This is a genomic window from Hyella patelloides LEGE 07179, from assembly GCF_900659865.1.
In the GTDB taxonomy this organism is placed as follows: domain Bacteria; phylum Cyanobacteriota; class Cyanobacteriia; order Cyanobacteriales; family Xenococcaceae; genus Hyella; species Hyella patelloides.
In genome coordinates this window covers 1-17,189 of sequence record NZ_LR213919.1, presented here as the reverse complement: position 1 = coordinate 17,189, position 17,189 = coordinate 1, and the positions used below count along the sequence as shown (strand labels likewise).

Sequence of the window (17,189 nt, the reverse complement as noted above, 5' to 3'; positions counted from 1 at the left end):
CAGGATATCTATTATTTCCATGTAATACTTGGTAATTTCTCTGTTTTGCTACTTAAGTCTTTTGTACTAATCAGCTGAGATAAGATTACGCTTGAAACCTTAAATGATTACTTTCGCCAACAGTATCCTCGCTAGTTCCGCCCCTAATTCCGATACTTTCTCTAGCGTCCAGACATCAAAAGAACGAGGGACAAAAGGCACGAGTAGCACATCAGTAACGCTTAATGCTGCCCTTTGACTGGCGGTGTCCCTCCCTCCCGTATCGATTAAAATATCTTCGTACTTATCCTTCAGTCGCTTAGTCTCGGTTCTGACTGCTGAACCCGAAAGTCTAATGCTGGTGTATCCCGCTCCAGATTCTCGTTCGGAGTTTCGCAAAATAGTAAAGTCCGTTGCTGTCTCTTGGTCATCAGCGTCAATCAATAATAAGTCTTTTACTTTTGAGCGAATCACAGCTAGGTTAGTCGCTACTGTAGTCTTGCCAGAACCGCCTTTTATGCCCCCGACCGTCACAATCATTTTGACATCTCCTAGAAATCTAATTGATACTTTTTTGATATCTATCCGACATTAAAAAGACACCTCAACCTGATGTCAAGGAGACTTTAAATAGAAATCAAATTGATATCTAATTGATTGACGGGCGTAACCAAAACGCTGTTCAATAAAACCAGGCGAACGACAAACGGTTATCAACGTGAAAATAGACCGTCATGGCAGGGCAAAAATTCTCACCACCGAAGAAATCCAACTACTCTTTAACGAAGGATTTACCCTCAACCCAAATAGAGATCGCACCCTCTTTGCCGTCTGCCTCTATACCGCCTGTCGCATCAACGAATGCGTCACCCTCAAGATTCAGGATGTATATGACTCTCGTAAGCGAGTTCGCCCCATACTGATGATTCGCAAAGGCAACACCAAGGGAAAGCTGGCAACCCGCACCATTCCCGTAATTGAAGACCTGAGAATTCGCCTCGACCAGTTTAAACCGCCCACCACCAGGGGCTATCTATTTCCTGGCAGACACGGTAAGAATCACCTTAACTCTGGTTCTGCTGATTGGATTCTCCGCGAAGCCTGTAAGCGTGTAGGTATCGAGGGAGTCAGCACCCACAGCTTCCGCCGTACCGCCTTGACTCAAATGAGTAATGCTGGTGTACCATTGAGAATAATTCAAGAGATATCGGGACACCGTACCCTAGACGAACTCTACAAATACCTAGAGGTGCAACCAGAACAGGTGAAGGGAGCAATCGCTAATTTATCGATGCTCACGCCAGTTGAAGAAGAAATCTACTTGAAAAAATCAATGTATCACCCTGTAAAAGAAACTGTTACAAGAAAAGCTTTTGGGCAAAACTAAACGGCAATCGCTCATTATCCGATTCAGGGAATTATCGGTAGTTCAATTTATAATTCCGCATTTTTAGCATAAGGAGGAATAATTACTACGGGCATTGAAAACGCAGTAAGGCAGACAGCCATGATTACCCAAAAAGTGAATAAGGAGGAATCAATTGAATACGCCAACACAAAATATTTTACTTACATAGTTATTATTACTAGGCGACTTCCAGTTCGACCTCTAACTAGTTTTTCGCCTACTATTGTATTCGAGCGTTCAATCCCATAAAACTTGATCGCTCGAAATTTCCACTGAGTTCATTCTGGTGAATCTATTTGTAGTGACCCAAAATTTTTGGTTTTTGGTTTATGATAATGATTATCATTATTTTAAATCCATAAGATGTTCCTTCATTTATCCAAAACGTCTAAAATCAATTTCTTCAAACGCTCTCTAATTACCAGCTTCACCTGTTTGAGTGCGTTCGCTTTAAATACAACAACCACAGCCCAAAACAATTCCAGTCCTAAAATTGTCTCAACTTTTTTACCAATTCACTTGTTTACCAAAGCTGTGGTAGGAGATACAGGAGAAGTGGATATTTTAATTTCCCCTGGTATGGAGGTACATGACTATCAAGCCACTCCAGACGATGCCAAACTGTTAGCAGAAGCAGATGTGTTAGTGGAAAACGGGTTGGGTATGGAAGAGTTTTTATCTGGTTTAATAGCCAATGCAGGTAATTCCCAACTTCAGCAAATTGATTCCAGTAAGGGAATAGAGGTCATAGAAGAGGAACATGAGGAACACGAACACGAAGAGGAAGAACACGGACACGGACACCATCATGAAGAGGGAAATCCTCACGTTTGGTTAGATCCAGTATTGGCACAACAACAGGTAGCGACTATTAGAGATGGGTTGATTGCGATCGATCCCAATAACGCAGATAGCTATCGTACTAATGCAGATGCTTATATTCAGCAATTACAACAGCTAGACAGTGAATTCAAACAAAGATTAGCACCAGTCAAAGGCTGTAATTTTATTACTTTTCACGATGCTTTCCCCTATTTAGCACAACGCTACGAACTGCAACAAGAAGCAATAGTAGAAATTCCTGAAGATAGCATTACTCCCCAAGATATCCAACGGGTACAACAAGCTGCCCAACAATATCAGGTTAAAGCCTTACTAACCGAACCTGGAATTGAAGATAAACGCATCCAACAGATATCTAGTGATTTAAATTTACCATTAGAAGCGATCGACCCTCTTGAGTCGGGAGAAACCGATCCGCAATATTATTTTCAAGCTATGAGAGAGAATTTGGAGTCGTTGTCAAGAGCGTGCCAATAATCAGTTATCAGTCAACAGTTATCCTCCTCCCTTGGACGTAGTCAGTTTTTTGTTCTTGGCTATTTTCCTCTGCTTAAATCAATTTAGTAAATTCAATGCACCAAAATTTATCTGTCACCCAACCCATTGTTACAGTTAGAAATCTTTCGGTGATGCGTGGGGAATACTTAGCGGTAGATAATGTCTCTTTTGAATTATTGCCAGGTACTCATACGGCGATTATTGGTCCAAATGGTGCGGGGAAGAGTACCTTGATTAAATCTATTTTAGGCTTGCTTGAAGCGCGAGCGGGTGAAATTAGCTTGTTTAACTGTACTGGTAAACAATCAAAGCGATTTAAACAGGAAATTGGCTATATTCCGCAAAAATTTTCCTTTGAACGCACTTTTCCTTTGACGGTATCGGAGTTAGTGGGTTTGGGCTTAAATAGCAAACAGTGGTGGTACTCCAGTAAACAGAAACGAGAGAAAATTTACCAAGCTCTAGAACAGGTTCATTTAACTAAACAAGCCCAACAAAAAATTGGCACTCTTAGCGGAGGAGAATTAAAACGAGTGTTACTGGCTTATTGTTTAGTCGTCCCCCGTCGTCTTTTAGTTCTCGATGAAGCCTTAGCAGGGGTAGATGCTACGGGAGAAATGGAATTTGCTGCTTTACTCCATAATCTCAAACAAGAACAAAATTGGACGATTTTGGAAGTTTCCCACGATTTAGATTTAGTCAGTAAGTATTGCGACTCGGTAATCTGTATGAACCGTCGTTTACTGAATCAAGGTTTGCCCTCAACTACTCTCACCCCAGAAAATCTCTTGCACATATACGGTTCTCTAGTTAGTCCTACTTGTCATCATCATGAACCTAGCCAACTTCCTGAGTCTTTTTAGTTTACCCTTTATGCAACGGGCGGTACTGGGTGGTGTACTGCTTGGTATTTTAGGGGGAATTTTGGGCAGCTTTTTAATCCTGCGTCGTCTCTCTTTATTTGGGGATACCGTAGGACATTCGGCAATGCTAGGAGTAGTTTTAGCTGCTTTATTGGAACTTCCTGCGACTTGGACGCTAATTGGTTTTACCGTTGCTTTTGGTTTGGGAGTAATCTATTTAATTGACAGAACCGATTTGGGTAGCGATACAGTATTGTGCGTTTCTCTATCGGGTTCGATCGCTTTAGGCACAATTGGCTTTAGTTATTTAAAGGGATATCGGGGTAATTTATTATCGATTTTATTTGGCGATATATTGGCAATTAGTAATACAGATTTAATTTTATTGTTATTACTCTTAGCTGTAACTTTAGTCTGGTTAATTATCAGTTTACCAGAACAAATCTTACTCACTCTCAACAGCGATTTAGCCCTAGTCAAAGGCATACCCGTTCGCGGTCATCGCTATTTTTTTATTGTTCTTTTGGCAATTACTATTGCCCTCACTATTCGCGCCGTTGGTATTCTACTGGTCAACGGTTTTTTAGTTATTCCTGCTGCAAGTGCGAGATTAATTTGTCAACAGTTTGTCCCGTTTTTAGCCACTGCTGCTGGTATGGGTGCGCTGAGTGGGGTAATGGGAATGATTGTTTCTGGCGCGATCGATCTCCCCAGTGGTCCAAGTATTGTTTTGGTTCAGTTGTTTGGGTTTTTGGCAGTGGTTTTATGGTGTCGGCAGAGTTGAAGGTTTTGGATCAAAAAATCTTAAATTTACATTTTAGACAAAATAACATCACAAAACTTCATAAAAAGAATAATGATTATTATTTTCAGTAGTGAGAGAATAACAAAAATTTAGCTTTTATAAAGCCCGATTGAATTCAATCGATCAGAAAAATAATCATTATGTGCCAGTTCTGTGATTCTTGTGCTTCAAATAGCACCAAAAATACTACCATTTATGGAACGGATGAAGCCGATTTATTGGTTGGTGGTTCTTTAACCGATTATATTTTCGGGAAAGCGGGAGACGATTCTCTTTCTGGTCATGGAGGAGATGACTATGTCTTTGGGAAAGAAGGCAACGATAGTATTTTAGGAGGAGAAGGCAATGACTATCTCGTAGGTGATAGTTTTATGGCGGACAACACCGCAATTAGTAACGATACGATTCGTGGTGGTGTGGGTAACGATGAATTAGTGGGTGGTATCGGACAAGATCAATTATTTGGTGGTCATGATAACGATCAATTATTTGGAGAAGAAGACAACGATAAATTACATGGCGGTCGAGGAGAAGACTATTTAGATGGGGATGAAGGAAATGATAAGTTATTCGGAAATGCGGATAACGATACTTTGTGGGGAGGTAATGGAGTTTTCTCTGGAGAAGATCGCGATACTCTCATAGGAGGTGATGGTAACGATATTCTAATGGGTGGTATTGATAATGATGTCTTAAATGGTGGCAATGGCGGAGATCGATTTGCGTTTGTTGACTCTAAAAGTTTTGTAGAGGCTAATTTAGGGGTAGACCGAATTCAAGACTTCGGTAAGGGAGAAGATCAAATTATTCTTGATAAGAGAGTATTCCAAGGTTTAAATGGTGGCGTAAATAGAGATACCCCTCTCGACTCTAGCAAATTTGCTGTGGTTAGTAATGACGCAGCAGTGGCAGTAAGAGATGAGTTAATTGTTTATAGTAGTAGTTCTGGTAAATTGTTTTATAACGAAAATGGTAATGATAATGGCTTTGGAGAAGGAGGTCAATTTGCCATCTTGTCAGGACAACCCGATTTAGTAGCTCAAGATTTCATTGTAGCTTGATTTTTGGCTCAATTTATAACTTCTAAGCTTCCATTTCCGCTTTTGATTTTGGGGGCGCATTTTCTGCCAAGATAATTAATACGGGTATCGATACAGATTCTAGAAGTTGCAAGAATTCTTCTCTATCTGCTACAGGATCGAGCGCGCCAGTAACAAAGGCAGCAGGGGCATATCTCGCGCCAGGTTTTGAGGTGATTTGATGTTTTTGGGCGATAAATTTGGGAGTTAGTTTGGTTTCATCCACATAGACGTGACGTTTATACATCAAATGAAGAAAGGAAGGGGTAGTGTTGAGATAGTATAACCCTTGTCCGATAACAGGCGATCACGCAGTGCCTCGCGAAGCGAGACCGCACTAGATTTTTAACTCAGATCTTGCACCATCGGGTAAACCCATAACTCGTAAAGGTCCTTGCCAAGTGGGAGCGATTAAGATTAGTTTAGAAACTATCTCTGGATTATCTTGAGCAAATTTTAAGGCATATCCCGAAGCATGACCCGCAGCAATGAGGATAATCGGGCTTTTTAAAATAGATTTAACAAAATCTCCCAACAACTGCTGAAATAATGCAGGATTATAATCCACAGGGGGACATTGAGACTCGCCAAACCCCAACCAATCTAGAACTGTAACTCGATATTGTGTAGCCAGTAGATTGGCAATAGCTTTCATTTCCGTGCGACTGGAAACCGTACTAAAAGCAGGAAGTAACAGTACGGGGTTTCCCTCTCCGATAGTTTCATAGACTATTTGATATTGTTTGTCTGAAAAATTCCAGTTGTAAACATTCTTTGTCCCGCCAATACTAGAGTTGAGTTGAGTTTGATTGGTTGCTGTAGTCATAGCTATTAGTGAAGAGAAATCTATCTACAATAGGATCTTAGTCAGATATTTAATTAACCTTATAGTTAATAACTTGAGGCTAATTTTATTCATAGCGAGTCATTGTGTGATAATCATTATCATTTTATCCCGTTTGAGTTTCAAATCAATTCTGCTCTTGCCTGAGTGAGAACTTTTCCCGCAGATTGGGCAAAAATCACAGTGAGTAATAGCCCTAAAATGAAATCTGGCAAAAATGAGTTAGTTAGAAATACCAATCCAGCAGTTATTAACACCGAAGTATTGGCAATAATGTCATTACGGGAACACAGCCAAACCGAGGACATATTGATATTGTCTTTACGGTGACGAATCAACAGTAAAAAGCAGATTAGGTTAGCTACTAAAGCTAAAATACCTATCTCTCCCATTAATTGGACTGTGGGGACGGTTTGAGCAAATAATTGATAGGTAGCTCTGGCAAATACCGCGATCGCAGTAAGAAACATAATGCTGCCTTTGAGTATCGCCGATCGCGCCTGGGCTTTTTTACCTTTTTGAATGACGAAAAGGCTACAGCCATAAACTAAAGCATCCCCTAGCATATCTAAGGAATCCCCTGTCAGAGATAGAGAGGCTGCCTTAATTCCTCCGCTAAACTCTACCACAAACATCACTGCATTAATTGCCAAAATAATCCACAGTATTTTAGCTTGGCGTTTTTGTAGCTTTTCTAATTCCTTGGCTTTGTGCTGACAACAATGTTCTGCCATTTTTTACTTTAACGTTCAAAAGAATGTTTGAATAAGATATATTTTATCTTTAAACGTTCAAAAGAACATTAGAATGTAAGCTAAATTAAAATGATAAAAACAAAAAAAGACTAAAGCATACTAAATAAAAGCTAAACTAACTCCTGCAAAGAATAGCTGAGAATATCGGTTACACGTCGATCTTTTAGAGAATAATAAGCTAATTTACCATCATTACGATATTTAAGTAATTTCAAATCGCGCATTTTCCGCAAATGATGAGAAGCGGTAGCAATCTTGACATTCAACATGGCAGCAATATCACAAACACAAAGCTCATCGCCGTTTCTGAGGGCATAAAGTATCTTGACTCGCGAGCGGTCTGCTAAAGCATTAAAAATAACCGTCATTTCCTCTAAAGTATCCTCTGAAGGAAAAGTTGACCGAATTTGTGTCACTAAATCGGTGTTGAAACATCTTACCTGACAAATATCGTCTGCTTTGGTTTTACTCACGGGTATTTAAGGGCAACTGCTAAATCTATTTAGTTCAATGGTACAAGATACTTGAATTCCTAATGGGTGGGACGAGCGATCGCTCTAGAAAAAATCACTCAATCGCCAGACTGGGTTTAACAATTGCTGGCACAATACGTTGACAAGCCATTTTCCCACCGCCAATGTTTCTGGCAACAGGACCAATTTGCAAAGCAGCCAAACCACCCATAATAAAAAAGTTGGACTTGGGCAGACGTAAATGTTCGTCTAGTATGGGTAAACCGTTAACTATTTCTGTGGGATAAGCCTCAAGTACGTCTTGTAATAAGGGATGCTCTTTGACATTAAATTTCGTACCAGTAGCTAACCAAATACGGTTAAATTGATGGCGAGGCACGGCTGGGAAACCCAGCCATGTGCAATCGCCATGTTGATGTTTGCTTCTATCGTGACAATAAACCTGCCAGAGATTATCTTGCCACTGTGCGTCGCTGACTTGACAGCATTCATCGATCCTCACCTTACCTTCATGAGATGCTTTTCTTAATTGCAGCATCATTTCGGGAGTCATCGAACCTCCATTACGGGCTTGCTGTATTTGCTGGTAACGGGCAGACCAATCGGTTTCAGCGTGAAAATCTTTAAGATATTTTGGTCCTAACCAACCAGGATCGGCATCAAAGATTTTTTCTTGTAACTGTTTTCTGGTCATCAAGGTAACAGTTGCACCCAGGTTTATCGCACCTTTGGCTAAATGTCCGCTAGTTAAGCCACCACCAACGATTAAAATCTCTTCTCCTGTTAGATTAAGATGCTTTAAATTTACTTGTTGCGAATGACACAATCTATCTGAGGGATAATCTGAGGTAATTTTCTCTACCCAATGGGGAAGCTGTACTTTACCACTTCCCGTAGCTAGTACCACTCTACGGGCGATGATAGTTTCTCCCGTATCTAAAACTAATTGAAATCTAGAACGAGAAGCACGTTTAATCGGTGTAATCTGACTTACTTTAGCGGGATAAACCTTACCTGCTAACTTCCAGCGACGAATTACCTCATCACAAAAATCGTTGAAAAGCTTTGTTCCTGGTCTGTCATAGGGAGGAAACAATTCACTATGTTTATGTTCGGCAAAGGTTCTTAATTGATGGGGGTTGGGATCGGGATGATGGACGGCAGGCGATCGCAAATAAGGAATTTGTTGTGCTGCAAATTGTTGCTGCCATTGACTCATCCAGGTTTGACTCGGATCGAAAACTAGGAATTTACGATAATGCTTCGCACTTTTTTGTAAGAGGTGGGTGGTCAAAGTTAGAGCCTGAACTCCTGCGCCAATAATCGCTAGGTCTATATACTTAGGTAATTTCACTCGCGGAAAATAATGATAATGATTATCTATATCACTATATAATAATGATTATTATTTTAATTGACGAGCTTCCCACTAGACTTTATGACTTCTACTAATCAACATCTCTCCTTATTCCATCGCCCTCGTCGCCTTCGTCGCACCGCATCCTTACGTCGTATGGTGCGGGAAACCCAATTAACAGTTAACGATCTGATCTATCCCGTGTTTGTCATGGAAGGAGAAAACCAACAAGAAGAAATTCCTTCGATGCCAGAAATCTATCGTTATTCCCTCGATTTGCTGCTGAAAGAAATAGCCGATGCTGCTAATCTAGGGATCAATGCAGTTGCTCTATTTCCTCTGATTTCTACAGAAAAAAAAGATAACGCAGGCACAGAAAGCTATAATACCGATGGTTTGGTACAACACACTATAAAAGCAATTAAACAAGAAATTCCCGAAATTACCATAATTACTGATGTGGCACTCGATCCTTTTTCTACTTACGGTCATGATGGCATAGTCAAAGATGGCAAAATTCTTAACGACGAAACAGTAGAAGTTCTGGTGAAACAAGCAATCTCCCAAGCAGAAGCAGGAGCAGACATAGTAGCCCCTTCCGATATGATGGATGGTAGAGTGGGTGCAATTCGTCAAGGCTTAGATGCTGCTGGTTACTTCGATGTGGGAATCTTAGCTTATTCCGCTAAATACGCTTCTGCTTATTATGGACCTTTCCGCGATGCTTTAGAATCCGCCCCTCAATTTGGCGACAAACAAACCTATCAAATGAATCCTGCTAACAGTCAAGAAGCGATTAAAGAAGTAGCCTTAGATATTGCTGAAGGTGCAGACATGGTAATGGTCAAACCAGCTTTAGCTTATCTAGATATTATTCGTCGCATCAAGGAATACACCAACTTACCAGTTGCTGCTTATAACGTCAGTGGGGAATATGCGATGGTTAAAGCTGCTGCACGGCAAGGTTGGATTGATGAAAAGAAAGTAGTTTTAGAAACTTTGACCAGTATGAAACGGGCGGGGGCAGATTTGATTTTGACTTATTTCGCCAAACAAGTAGCTTTAATGCTGCGATAAAAAACCCAAAATTTTTCAAGCAAATTCATTCAATTTAATTCAAAAATATACGATGATTATCGCTGTAGCCAGTCCGACTGGTGCGGGTAAAACCCACTGGATTCATCAACAAATAACCCAAACCAATAAACCTGTAGGTTATTTCAGTCCGCAAACCGATTCTGTACCCATTGATGCAATATATCTCCAAAGTGAATACCCTCAACTTAAGCTTTATCGGGCAGGAGAAGAAGCAGCATTAAATAACACCATCACTTATCTTGAAATTCCCTGGTATTTGGATTTAGCAGGAATTGAACCTTTACTGCAAACTTTTAACTCCCATCGAGTAGCCATAATTCCAGACGATACAGATAGTACAGAATTAAAGACTTGGGCGGATGAAATTATTCCAGGAGATTGCATCACTAAGCCAACTACAGCCTTACAGATTCATCGGGGAGTTTTGACAGGGGAAATTTTAGATTTTGATAGTTTGGCTACTTTTTGGCTGGAACTTACCCAAGGTGCTTATGGTAAGGTGGTTCGGGCAAAGGGAATCTTCGATTTAGTGGACGGACAAATTTATTATGGTGACTTTAGATTTGGGAAATCGGAATTAGAATTTAAACCCTTAAATTTACCCCGTTGGTTAAATGGTAAACCAGATCGCAAGAGCGGTTTTGAGATAGTGGGTAGTAATTTAGATCAAGCTGAAATTGCTCAAACAGTCCGAGATTGCTGCGTTCCCGAATCGGCAATTAATTATTACCAACAACAAGTAAAAGAATCTTTAGCAACTGAATTAGAAGTAGTATGAAAATAGCAGTAATGTCCTGTATTCATGGTAATTATGCAGCTTTAGATGCAGTTTTACTGGATATCGACCGACAAAAAGCCGAAAAGATTTATTGTCTGGGGGATTTAGTGGGTTATGGTCCTTATCCCAATGCAGTAGTCGAACAAATTCGTTCTTTAGATATTCCCACCGTACAGGGTTGTTGGGATGAAGATATTGTGGAAGGACTAAACGCCTGTGATTGTAGTTATCCTTCCCTATTGGCGGAAAAACGAGGTAAAATCGCCCACGAATGGACAAATAAGCAAGTCAATCCCGAAGTTAGGGAATATTTGGCACAACTACCCCATACCTATAAAGAAGATAATCTCTGTTTCGTACATGGTAGCCCCAATAGCAACCACGAATATTTGTTACCCGAAATGGATGCCTTTACTGCTTTAGAAAGAGTCCTTTCCAGCGATGCAGATCTATTATTTTGCGGACATACCCACGTTCCCTATGTTCGCACCCTAGATTCTGGACAATTGCAGGTTAAAGTTCATCAACCCAATCAAAACAAACAACCCACTGTTAGTTTTAATACTCCCCTAAAACGAATTATCAATGTCGGTTCGGTAGGCGAACCCCGTCATGGTCGTCCCAATGCTACCTATGTCATTTATGATACGGAGACACAAGCAGTAAACTTGCAGGAAGTGGAGTATGACTATCAAACAACCTGCGCTGCCATATTAGATGCTGGTTTACCGCCGATTTTTGCTTGGCGTTTGGCTAGAGGCTTGGAATTTGCTGAAAAAGCCGACGATCCCACTCATGTATGCGAACGTTAATAATTCGAGCCAAAAAAAGAATGAAAACAAATCAAGTAATTAAAACAGAAGAATACAAGCAATATACTGTTAGGGAACATCAGAGAAGGTTGTTTAAGAGAGTATATAAGTTTGTTTGTGCTGGTTGCGACCGCAAAGTAGAAAGAGAAACTTATGCGGTATGTTGTCCCAGTTATGGGAATAAATGCAATGGGAAGAAAAGTGATTGTCGTCGGGCTAATAATTAGTTCCACTTTATTCAGTGTTAAATGGTTGAAGAAGGGAATTGGGATTAGTTGTTAATTTTCATTTCCATTTTTCTGTATGAATTAAATCGAGAAGATCGATGTCTGTTGGGATTGCCTCACGAATAGTATATTGCATAGGTTAGTGAAATGCGATCGCAAGTCAATCACTAATCTTCATCTCCAAGATCGTCTTCAGTAAGTAAAGCTTAAAAACCATATTTTCTTTCGTTTGGGAGATCGCACTTTCCACCCACTTTACAAACTACATAACAAAAATAGCTAAAAATGATATCAAACAAGATTTAAAGCAATTTTTAAAGCTTTTTGCACGTCAATAGATAAATCTGGTGATAAGTTGCCTAGTTTTCTTTGAAAAACCGATGTACTTACTGTAGCTATTTTATCGGCTCTAATCAAAGATGTTTTCTTCAAGCCTGTTTGTGAAAATTGAGCATCACTATCTTGAATCAATACCCAGCTATTTTGTAAACCACCAGCAGGAATTTTGGAAAATATACCCACAATAATTACTTCTTCTCGATGTACTGCTAGAATTAGTGCGGGTCTTAATTTAGCAGAAGTTAGATCGCTAAAAGGAAATCTGACTAGCCATATTTCTCCAGGTTGAGGTTTAGGTATCATAGATATCTTCTTCCTCATCATTCCATTCCATAAAACCAGTTTCAGCTAGTTGCATCATTTGTAGAGTTTCTAGTTTTTCTTCTAAATCTTCCATTAGTGTTATTTGTTCTTGTATCGGTAACTGAAAGATCATTTGTTTGATTTCTTCTAATGTTGGCATAGTTTTAAAACCGATCTAGTCATCTCGATTATTATTGTCTCAAATTGATGAAGGGATGAGATAAATGCGATCGTTTTTTTGAACTGCTTTACAAATTTCAGGCGATCGCTCAATCATTTTTTGAATTACTATTTTTAGGTTTCGATATTTTAACTCTCCACTTTTCTGACAAGATTGTAGCGCGATCGCTCATTTCTTTCAGTTTACTTTCTCCTTCTTGAGCAAGTGTTAATATTTCTTTTAATTCTGATTCATTCAAACGGTCTACTTTTATCTTTAACCTTCTAAACATTCCTTAATATAGTTTGTGATTCTATTCGACGATGTACTTATACCGATTTTATCAATGTTTTTATGGAGTAATTATAGATATAATGATTATCATTCTTAAAAATACACAAATCGATGTGGGCAATATTAAGCGGAATTGAAGGAAATATCGCTGCTTACGAAGCAGTATTGGCAGATATCAACCGCCAGCGCGTTAAGGTAGAAGCATTGTATATTTTGGGGGATATTATTGCAGCTAATCCAGATAGCGAAAAAGTAATTAGACGAATTCAGAATCCTTTACCTGGAGAATTAGAACCCCAAGTATGTGTCGGCTGGTGGGAAGAACAATGCTTTGCCTTACACGGTTTGGGTTCGACAGCAGAACCCACAGAATTAATCGATCGCTTTGGCAAAGAAACTGCTAAACTACTTTGGGATTCTGTATCTCGCGAAATTGTACAGTGGTTACGTAACTGTCATTTTGGCTTCTTTGAATTAGATTGTTTGTTAATTCACGGTAGCACTGTTAGCGTCAGTGATGAGTTAACCCCCGAAACCCCACCCTGGCAAATGCTAGACCGCTTGCAAAGAGTACAAGCAAATCATCTCTTTTGTGGTCGTTCGGGTCAAGTATTTAAATATCAGCTACAAGGAGGTTCGGTAAATAGTTCGGTGATGACTTTAGATCGCCAGCAACCCTTGCAAACTATTACTGCACCCAAAAGAAGAGTTATTGGGGTAGGAAATATAGGCAGAGAATCAGGAAAGGCTACTTATACGCTCTATAGCCCCAAGAGCGAACTCGCCAAAGGCGAGGCACTGCGTGAACGCCTTGAGTTTAAGACAGTTTACTATGGCAGTAAAAAAGGATTTGGTAATTAAAAAGCAAAAAGTATCTCTACTATTTTAAGGCGATCGCTTTATTATCTCTAAGTCTCGGTCAATCTCGGAATCAATTGCGCTAAATTACAAGGACGATGGCGAGAATCGAGTTGATCTTTGATAATACTCCATCCCGTTTGACAAGCACCGCTAGAACCAGGTAAACAAAAGATATAAGTCCCGTTAGCCACCCCAGCCAAAGTCCGAGACTGAATGGTAGAGGTTTTAATTTCTTGATAGGAAATCATCCGAAATATTTCGCCAAAACCCTCGATTTCCTTATCTAGTAATGGTTTAATGGCTTCTGGAGTGCCATCTCGTCCTGTAACTCCCGTACCACCAGTGGTTAAAATTACTTGGACAGATTCATCTGCCACCCATCTGGATATGACAGCGCGAATTTGGTAAATGTTATCGGGAACAATGGTTTTTTCTGCTAAGTAATGTCCTGCTGTGGTTAAATTATCTACCAATATTTTGCCCGATTTATCATCAGCTTCAGTTCGCGTGTCGGAAACTGTCAGTACGGCAATTTTCAAAGGTAGCAAAGATTCGTTTTGGTTCATTTTTTAGTTCTTATCGAATTAAGCTTTAAGGGAAATATTTTTCTACTTCTAAAACACTTTTACCAAAACAACTATTCACGATCTTTGTTACGCGATCGCTGTTTAAGTTAGGCAAAGAATTGCTTGTAGTTAATTCTAAATACCCCGACTCACGATAAACAAAGAATCTAATTTTGTTGTCTTCCCACAGCCAAACTTCGGCAATCTTTAAGTATTGATATTTAGTTAAATCGTCGATACTCCCTGATGTTAGATTTATTTCTACTGCCAGATCTGGCTTGTCTTTATCTATCTCAAAACAGTAAGCTACGTCAGGTTCTTTCCCTTCTTTTCCTTCTTCCTTGAGGGTAGTTTGATTGTAAGGAAACAGTGCAAAGTTATTTTTACGGCAGTAAGTCCAAATAATTGCTCTAATATAATCACCAATCAATTCATGGTTACGTCCTGGGGACACGATCGTAATTACTCCGTTGCGAAATGAGACACGTTTACTCGGCAAATCCAAACTAATATATTCAGCCCAAGTCGTATTAGTGATTGTGGTAATGCGATCGCTTTTTTGTGTTCCAATACTTAACATTCTTACTTAGGGGATATAGTTACTTTGATTCTTTACTAAATTTAGAATATCAGACTAAAAAATCTAATTAATTAAGGCAATCGATTTACGAATTTGTAACACTATCTTAATTCCGCAGACCTTTAAGAACGAGATAAAATGATAATCATTATCAATATATTGGAAGCGAACTAACTCAAAAATATGACTCGCCTCAACTATACCCTGTCCGATGCCTTGCCATCCTTACCCAAAAGCGGAATGCCAGTAACAATTATTACTGGTTTCTTAGGTAGTGGTAAAACTACCTTACTCAATCAAATCCTACAGAATAAAGATAATCTGAAAATAGCGGTATTGGTCAATGAATTTGGCGATATTAATATTGACGAGCAACTACTGATTTCAGTGGAATCAGATATGGTAGAACTCGATAATGGTTGTATCTGCTGTACCATTAATGACAGTTTAGTAGATGCAGTTTATCGAGTTTTAGAGCGAGAATCAAAAGTAGATTATTTAGTAATTGAAACTACAGGAATAGCCGATCCGTTGCCAATTATTATTACTTTTCTCTCCACAGAATTAAAGTTTTTAACTCGTGTTGATGCGGTAATTACGGTTGTGGATGCAGCAGCTTTTGATGCTAAACATTTTGATAGTCAGGCTGCTTTAAGCCAAATCAGATATGGCGACATGGTTATTTTAAATAAAATTGACTTGGCAACTGAGGATAAAATTAGCGAAGTTAAAGCATTTATAGAAAATATTAAACCAGGATTTAGAATTTTACCCAGCGAATATGGCAAAGTACCTTTAGCTTTAGTTTTAGATATTGGTTTAACCCAAGCAGATGATTATCAAGGTGAAATTTCCGAGTTTCGACGAGATAAATCGGCTTTTAATAATCATTTAGCTAATGATGGTTTTAGTTTCGTTTCTTTCACAAGCGATCGCCCGTTGGAGATTGAGAAATTTGAACATTTTCTCACCGAACAATTATCAAACAATATATTTCGCGCTAAGGGAATATTATGGTTTCAAGAAAGTCCTGCCCGACATATTTTTCAACTGAGTGGACCTCGCTACGATTTACAAGATGCTGAGTGGACTTCTCAACCAAAAAACGAACTTGTCTTTATCGGACGCAATCTAGATGAGTCTTTAATTAAACAACAGCTTGATGATTGTTTGGCTGGTTTAATTTTGCCCAATAAATTCAGTCTGCCTAACTTACCCTGGTAAACCTCATGGATTTGTTTTCTCGAACTAATTTAAAAGCCGATCCTGCAAAAGTGAAACAAGTAAAAACCTGGATAGCTGAAATTTTAAACCTAGACGAACAAGTCACTATTTCTTTAAATCAATTGACCTGTCATGAACCAGGTTGTCCGCCCATTGAAACAGCGATTGTCATCATGAAACAACCGCCAAAACAGTATAAAATTCATAAATCTATTGCTGAAATAGAGCGAACGGATATAGAACGATTAATTGAAATTTAAAAGATAAGTGGTAAGAACAATTTAGTGTTTCCCCATCATGAAAATGAGACTGCCCAGACTAACAAACACAACCTTCTAATAATTCTCTTAATTTCTCTCGTTCTAAACCTCAATATTGGCGAATTTATTTCTCAATGCGATTGCTTTTTCTGAGATTTTCTGAGGAAGGACGATTTTTATTGTTTAATTGTATGTATTGCTAGTTATAATTATTAAGCTTAAAATTTATGAGTATGATATAAATTATTAAAATGCTATACTCATTTCAATAATGACAGTAGAAATTAATCTGGATAAGCTAGATCTAGCTTTTAAAATAGTCTCAAATCGCGCTCGAGAAGATATTTTATATCTAGATATCCAAACTGGTTCAATCTTTATCGAAGTACAAGATTCTATTTATTATTTTGCAATTGATAATATTAAAGAAGAAAGTTGTATTCCAAAAGATGTCTTAAATGATTTTAGATCGGGTGAATTTAATAATCAAAGCTCTCTGGAACTTCCAGAGTATGAATCAAGGAATACAGCTCCTGAAGTAATAAATTATCGGATGATATCTTGGTTACATTCTCAAGGTATATACAGCGGTTTGCAGGTTTATAAGGGACAGTAGCAGCAGTGGGCAAACCAGTTACGCAGATGTTGGGGATTCATTAAATCCATCGCTATTTTAATCAGGGTATCAACCAGGGCAAACGCATCTAAATTTCAAAAGCTAGACAGAAAAAGAGATTGAAGAAGTTCAATAGCCTCAAATTAAATTTAATATCTGCATTTTTT

At 38.9% G+C, this 17,189-nt stretch carries 24 protein-coding genes; 13 read left to right on the top strand and 11 right to left on the bottom strand.

Annotated elements, in window-relative coordinates; genetic code table 11:
* Positions 1 to 99 precede the first annotated feature (99 nt).
* Positions 100 to 519 (bottom strand): AAA family ATPase, encoded by a 420-nt coding sequence (locus H1P_RS20920; RefSeq protein WP_144870984.1) that lies wholly within the window; start codon positions 517 to 519, stop codon positions 100 to 102.
* Positions 520 to 697: 178 nt separating this feature from the next.
* Here H1P_RS20920 and H1P_RS20915 point away from each other — a divergent pair, with 178 nt between their 5' ends.
* From H1P_RS20915 to H1P_RS20895, 5 genes are all read left to right on the top strand, one after another.
* Positions 698 to 1,366 (top strand): tyrosine-type recombinase/integrase, encoded by a 669-nt coding sequence (locus H1P_RS20915; protein WP_144870982.1) that lies wholly within the window; start codon positions 698 to 700, stop codon positions 1,364 to 1,366.
* Between the two features lie 384 nt (positions 1,367 to 1,750).
* Positions 1,751 to 2,707: a metal ABC transporter solute-binding protein, Zn/Mn family gene (locus H1P_RS20910; RefSeq protein WP_144870980.1), complete on the top strand. Its 957-nt coding sequence runs from the start codon at positions 1,751 to 1,753 to the stop codon at positions 2,705 to 2,707.
* Between the two features lie 95 nt (positions 2,708 to 2,802).
* Complete coding sequence (locus tag H1P_RS20905; RefSeq protein ID WP_144870978.1) at positions 2,803 to 3,591, top strand: metal ABC transporter ATP-binding protein; 789 nt, start codon at positions 2,803 to 2,805, stop codon at positions 3,589 to 3,591.
* On the top strand, positions 3,560 to 4,375 hold the full coding sequence (locus H1P_RS20900) for a metal ABC transporter permease (protein WP_144870976.1): 816 nt from the start codon (positions 3,560 to 3,562) through the stop codon (positions 4,373 to 4,375). The genes H1P_RS20905 and H1P_RS20900 overlap by 32 nt, the downstream gene beginning before the upstream one ends.
* A 161-nt stretch (positions 4,376 to 4,536) precedes the next feature.
* Positions 4,537 to 5,457, top strand: a complete 921-nt coding sequence (locus H1P_RS20895; protein ID WP_144870974.1) for a calcium-binding protein — start codon at positions 4,537 to 4,539, stop codon at positions 5,455 to 5,457.
* Positions 5,458 to 5,479: 22 nt separating this feature from the next.
* On the opposite strand, the gene H1P_RS38425 is transcribed toward H1P_RS20895, so the two are convergent.
* From H1P_RS38425 to H1P_RS20875, 5 genes are all read right to left on the bottom strand, one after another.
* Positions 5,480 to 5,722 (bottom strand): hypothetical protein, encoded by a 243-nt coding sequence (locus H1P_RS38425; protein ID WP_246141868.1) that lies wholly within the window; start codon positions 5,720 to 5,722, stop codon positions 5,480 to 5,482.
* A gap of 90 nt (positions 5,723 to 5,812) precedes the next feature.
* Positions 5,813 to 6,301 carry an alpha/beta fold hydrolase gene (locus H1P_RS38420; protein WP_246141866.1) on the bottom strand — a complete coding sequence of 163 codons (489 nt, stop codon included), beginning with the start codon at positions 6,299 to 6,301 and terminating at the stop codon, positions 5,813 to 5,815.
* A 140-nt stretch (positions 6,302 to 6,441) separates the two neighbouring features.
* Positions 6,442 to 7,053, bottom strand: a complete 612-nt coding sequence (locus H1P_RS20885) for a cation efflux transmembrane domain-containing protein (RefSeq protein ID WP_186376065.1) — start codon at positions 7,051 to 7,053, stop codon at positions 6,442 to 6,444.
* 131 nt (positions 7,054 to 7,184) lie between these two features.
* Positions 7,185 to 7,553 carry a metalloregulator ArsR/SmtB family transcription factor gene (locus H1P_RS20880; RefSeq protein WP_144870972.1) on the bottom strand — a complete coding sequence of 123 codons (369 nt, stop codon included), beginning with the start codon at positions 7,551 to 7,553 and terminating at the stop codon, positions 7,185 to 7,187.
* An 88-nt stretch (positions 7,554 to 7,641) separates the two neighbouring features.
* Positions 7,642 to 8,901 carry an FAD/NAD(P)-binding protein gene (locus tag H1P_RS20875; protein WP_144870970.1) on the bottom strand — a complete coding sequence of 420 codons (1,260 nt, stop codon included), beginning with the start codon at positions 8,899 to 8,901 and terminating at the stop codon, positions 7,642 to 7,644.
* An 84-nt stretch (positions 8,902 to 8,985) separates the two neighbouring features.
* On the opposite strand from H1P_RS20875, the gene hemB reads away from it, so the two are divergent.
* The 4 genes from hemB to H1P_RS20855 are packed head-to-tail and all read left to right on the top strand — an operon-like array spanning position 8,986 to position 11,819.
* Positions 8,986 to 9,981: a porphobilinogen synthase gene (hemB, locus tag H1P_RS20870; RefSeq protein WP_144870968.1), complete on the top strand. Its 996-nt coding sequence runs from the start codon at positions 8,986 to 8,988 to the stop codon at positions 9,979 to 9,981.
* Positions 9,982 to 10,033: 52 nt separating this feature from the next.
* Positions 10,034 to 10,780, top strand: coding sequence for a GTP-binding protein (locus H1P_RS20865; protein ID WP_144870966.1), 747 nt, complete (start codon positions 10,034 to 10,036; stop codon positions 10,778 to 10,780).
* Entirely contained in the window at positions 10,777 to 11,592 is an 816-nt protein-coding gene (locus tag H1P_RS20860) for a metallophosphoesterase family protein (protein WP_144870963.1), read from the top strand. Before H1P_RS20865 ends, H1P_RS20860 begins: the two co-directional genes overlap by 4 nt.
* 20 nt (positions 11,593 to 11,612) lie before the next feature.
* Positions 11,613 to 11,819, top strand: coding sequence for a hypothetical protein (locus H1P_RS20855; RefSeq protein ID WP_144870961.1), 207 nt, complete (start codon positions 11,613 to 11,615; stop codon positions 11,817 to 11,819).
* A gap of 291 nt (positions 11,820 to 12,110) precedes the next feature.
* On the opposite strand, the gene H1P_RS20850 is transcribed toward H1P_RS20855, so the two are convergent.
* The 3 genes from H1P_RS20850 to H1P_RS20845 form a co-directional block, all read right to left on the bottom strand.
* Entirely contained in the window at positions 12,111 to 12,461 is a 351-nt protein-coding gene (locus H1P_RS20850; protein WP_144870959.1) for a type II toxin-antitoxin system PemK/MazF family toxin, read from the bottom strand.
* Positions 12,451 to 12,621 (bottom strand): hypothetical protein, encoded by a 171-nt coding sequence (locus tag H1P_RS36335; protein ID WP_186376064.1) that lies wholly within the window; start codon positions 12,619 to 12,621, stop codon positions 12,451 to 12,453. Before H1P_RS36335 ends, H1P_RS20850 begins: the two co-directional genes overlap by 11 nt.
* A gap of 109 nt (positions 12,622 to 12,730) precedes the next feature.
* Positions 12,731 to 12,913: a hypothetical protein gene (locus tag H1P_RS20845; protein ID WP_144870957.1), complete on the bottom strand. Its 183-nt coding sequence runs from the start codon at positions 12,911 to 12,913 to the stop codon at positions 12,731 to 12,733.
* A gap of 113 nt (positions 12,914 to 13,026) precedes the next feature.
* Between H1P_RS20845 and H1P_RS20840 the strand changes: the two genes are divergently transcribed.
* Positions 13,027 to 13,776, top strand: coding sequence for a metallophosphoesterase family protein (locus tag H1P_RS20840; protein WP_144870955.1), 750 nt, complete (start codon positions 13,027 to 13,029; stop codon positions 13,774 to 13,776).
* Between the two features lie 47 nt (positions 13,777 to 13,823).
* On the opposite strand, the gene moaB is transcribed toward H1P_RS20840, so the two are convergent.
* Together moaB and H1P_RS20830 are read right to left on the bottom strand one after the other, a co-directional pair.
* Entirely contained in the window at positions 13,824 to 14,342 is a 519-nt protein-coding gene (moaB, locus tag H1P_RS20835) for a molybdenum cofactor biosynthesis protein B (protein ID WP_144870953.1), read from the bottom strand.
* 25 nt (positions 14,343 to 14,367) lie between these two features.
* Positions 14,368 to 14,922, bottom strand: coding sequence for a Uma2 family endonuclease (locus H1P_RS20830; protein ID WP_144870951.1), 555 nt, complete (start codon positions 14,920 to 14,922; stop codon positions 14,368 to 14,370).
* A 183-nt stretch (positions 14,923 to 15,105) separates the two neighbouring features.
* Between H1P_RS20830 and H1P_RS20825 the strand changes: the two genes are divergently transcribed.
* From H1P_RS20825 to H1P_RS20815, 3 genes are all read left to right on the top strand, one after another.
* Entirely contained in the window at positions 15,106 to 16,146 is a 1,041-nt protein-coding gene (locus H1P_RS20825) for a CobW family GTP-binding protein (RefSeq protein ID WP_144870949.1), read from the top strand.
* A gap of 5 nt (positions 16,147 to 16,151) precedes the next feature.
* The gene (locus tag H1P_RS20820) at positions 16,152 to 16,406 is read left to right on the top strand and encodes a hypothetical protein (RefSeq protein ID WP_144870947.1); all 255 of its coding nucleotides are present in this window, start codon (positions 16,152 to 16,154) and stop codon (positions 16,404 to 16,406) included.
* Between the two features lie 271 nt (positions 16,407 to 16,677).
* A complete protein-coding gene (locus H1P_RS20815) occupies positions 16,678 to 17,022 on the top strand; it encodes a hypothetical protein (RefSeq protein WP_144870945.1) in 345 nt (114 codons plus the stop codon).
* Positions 17,023 to 17,189: the final 167 nt, after the last annotated feature.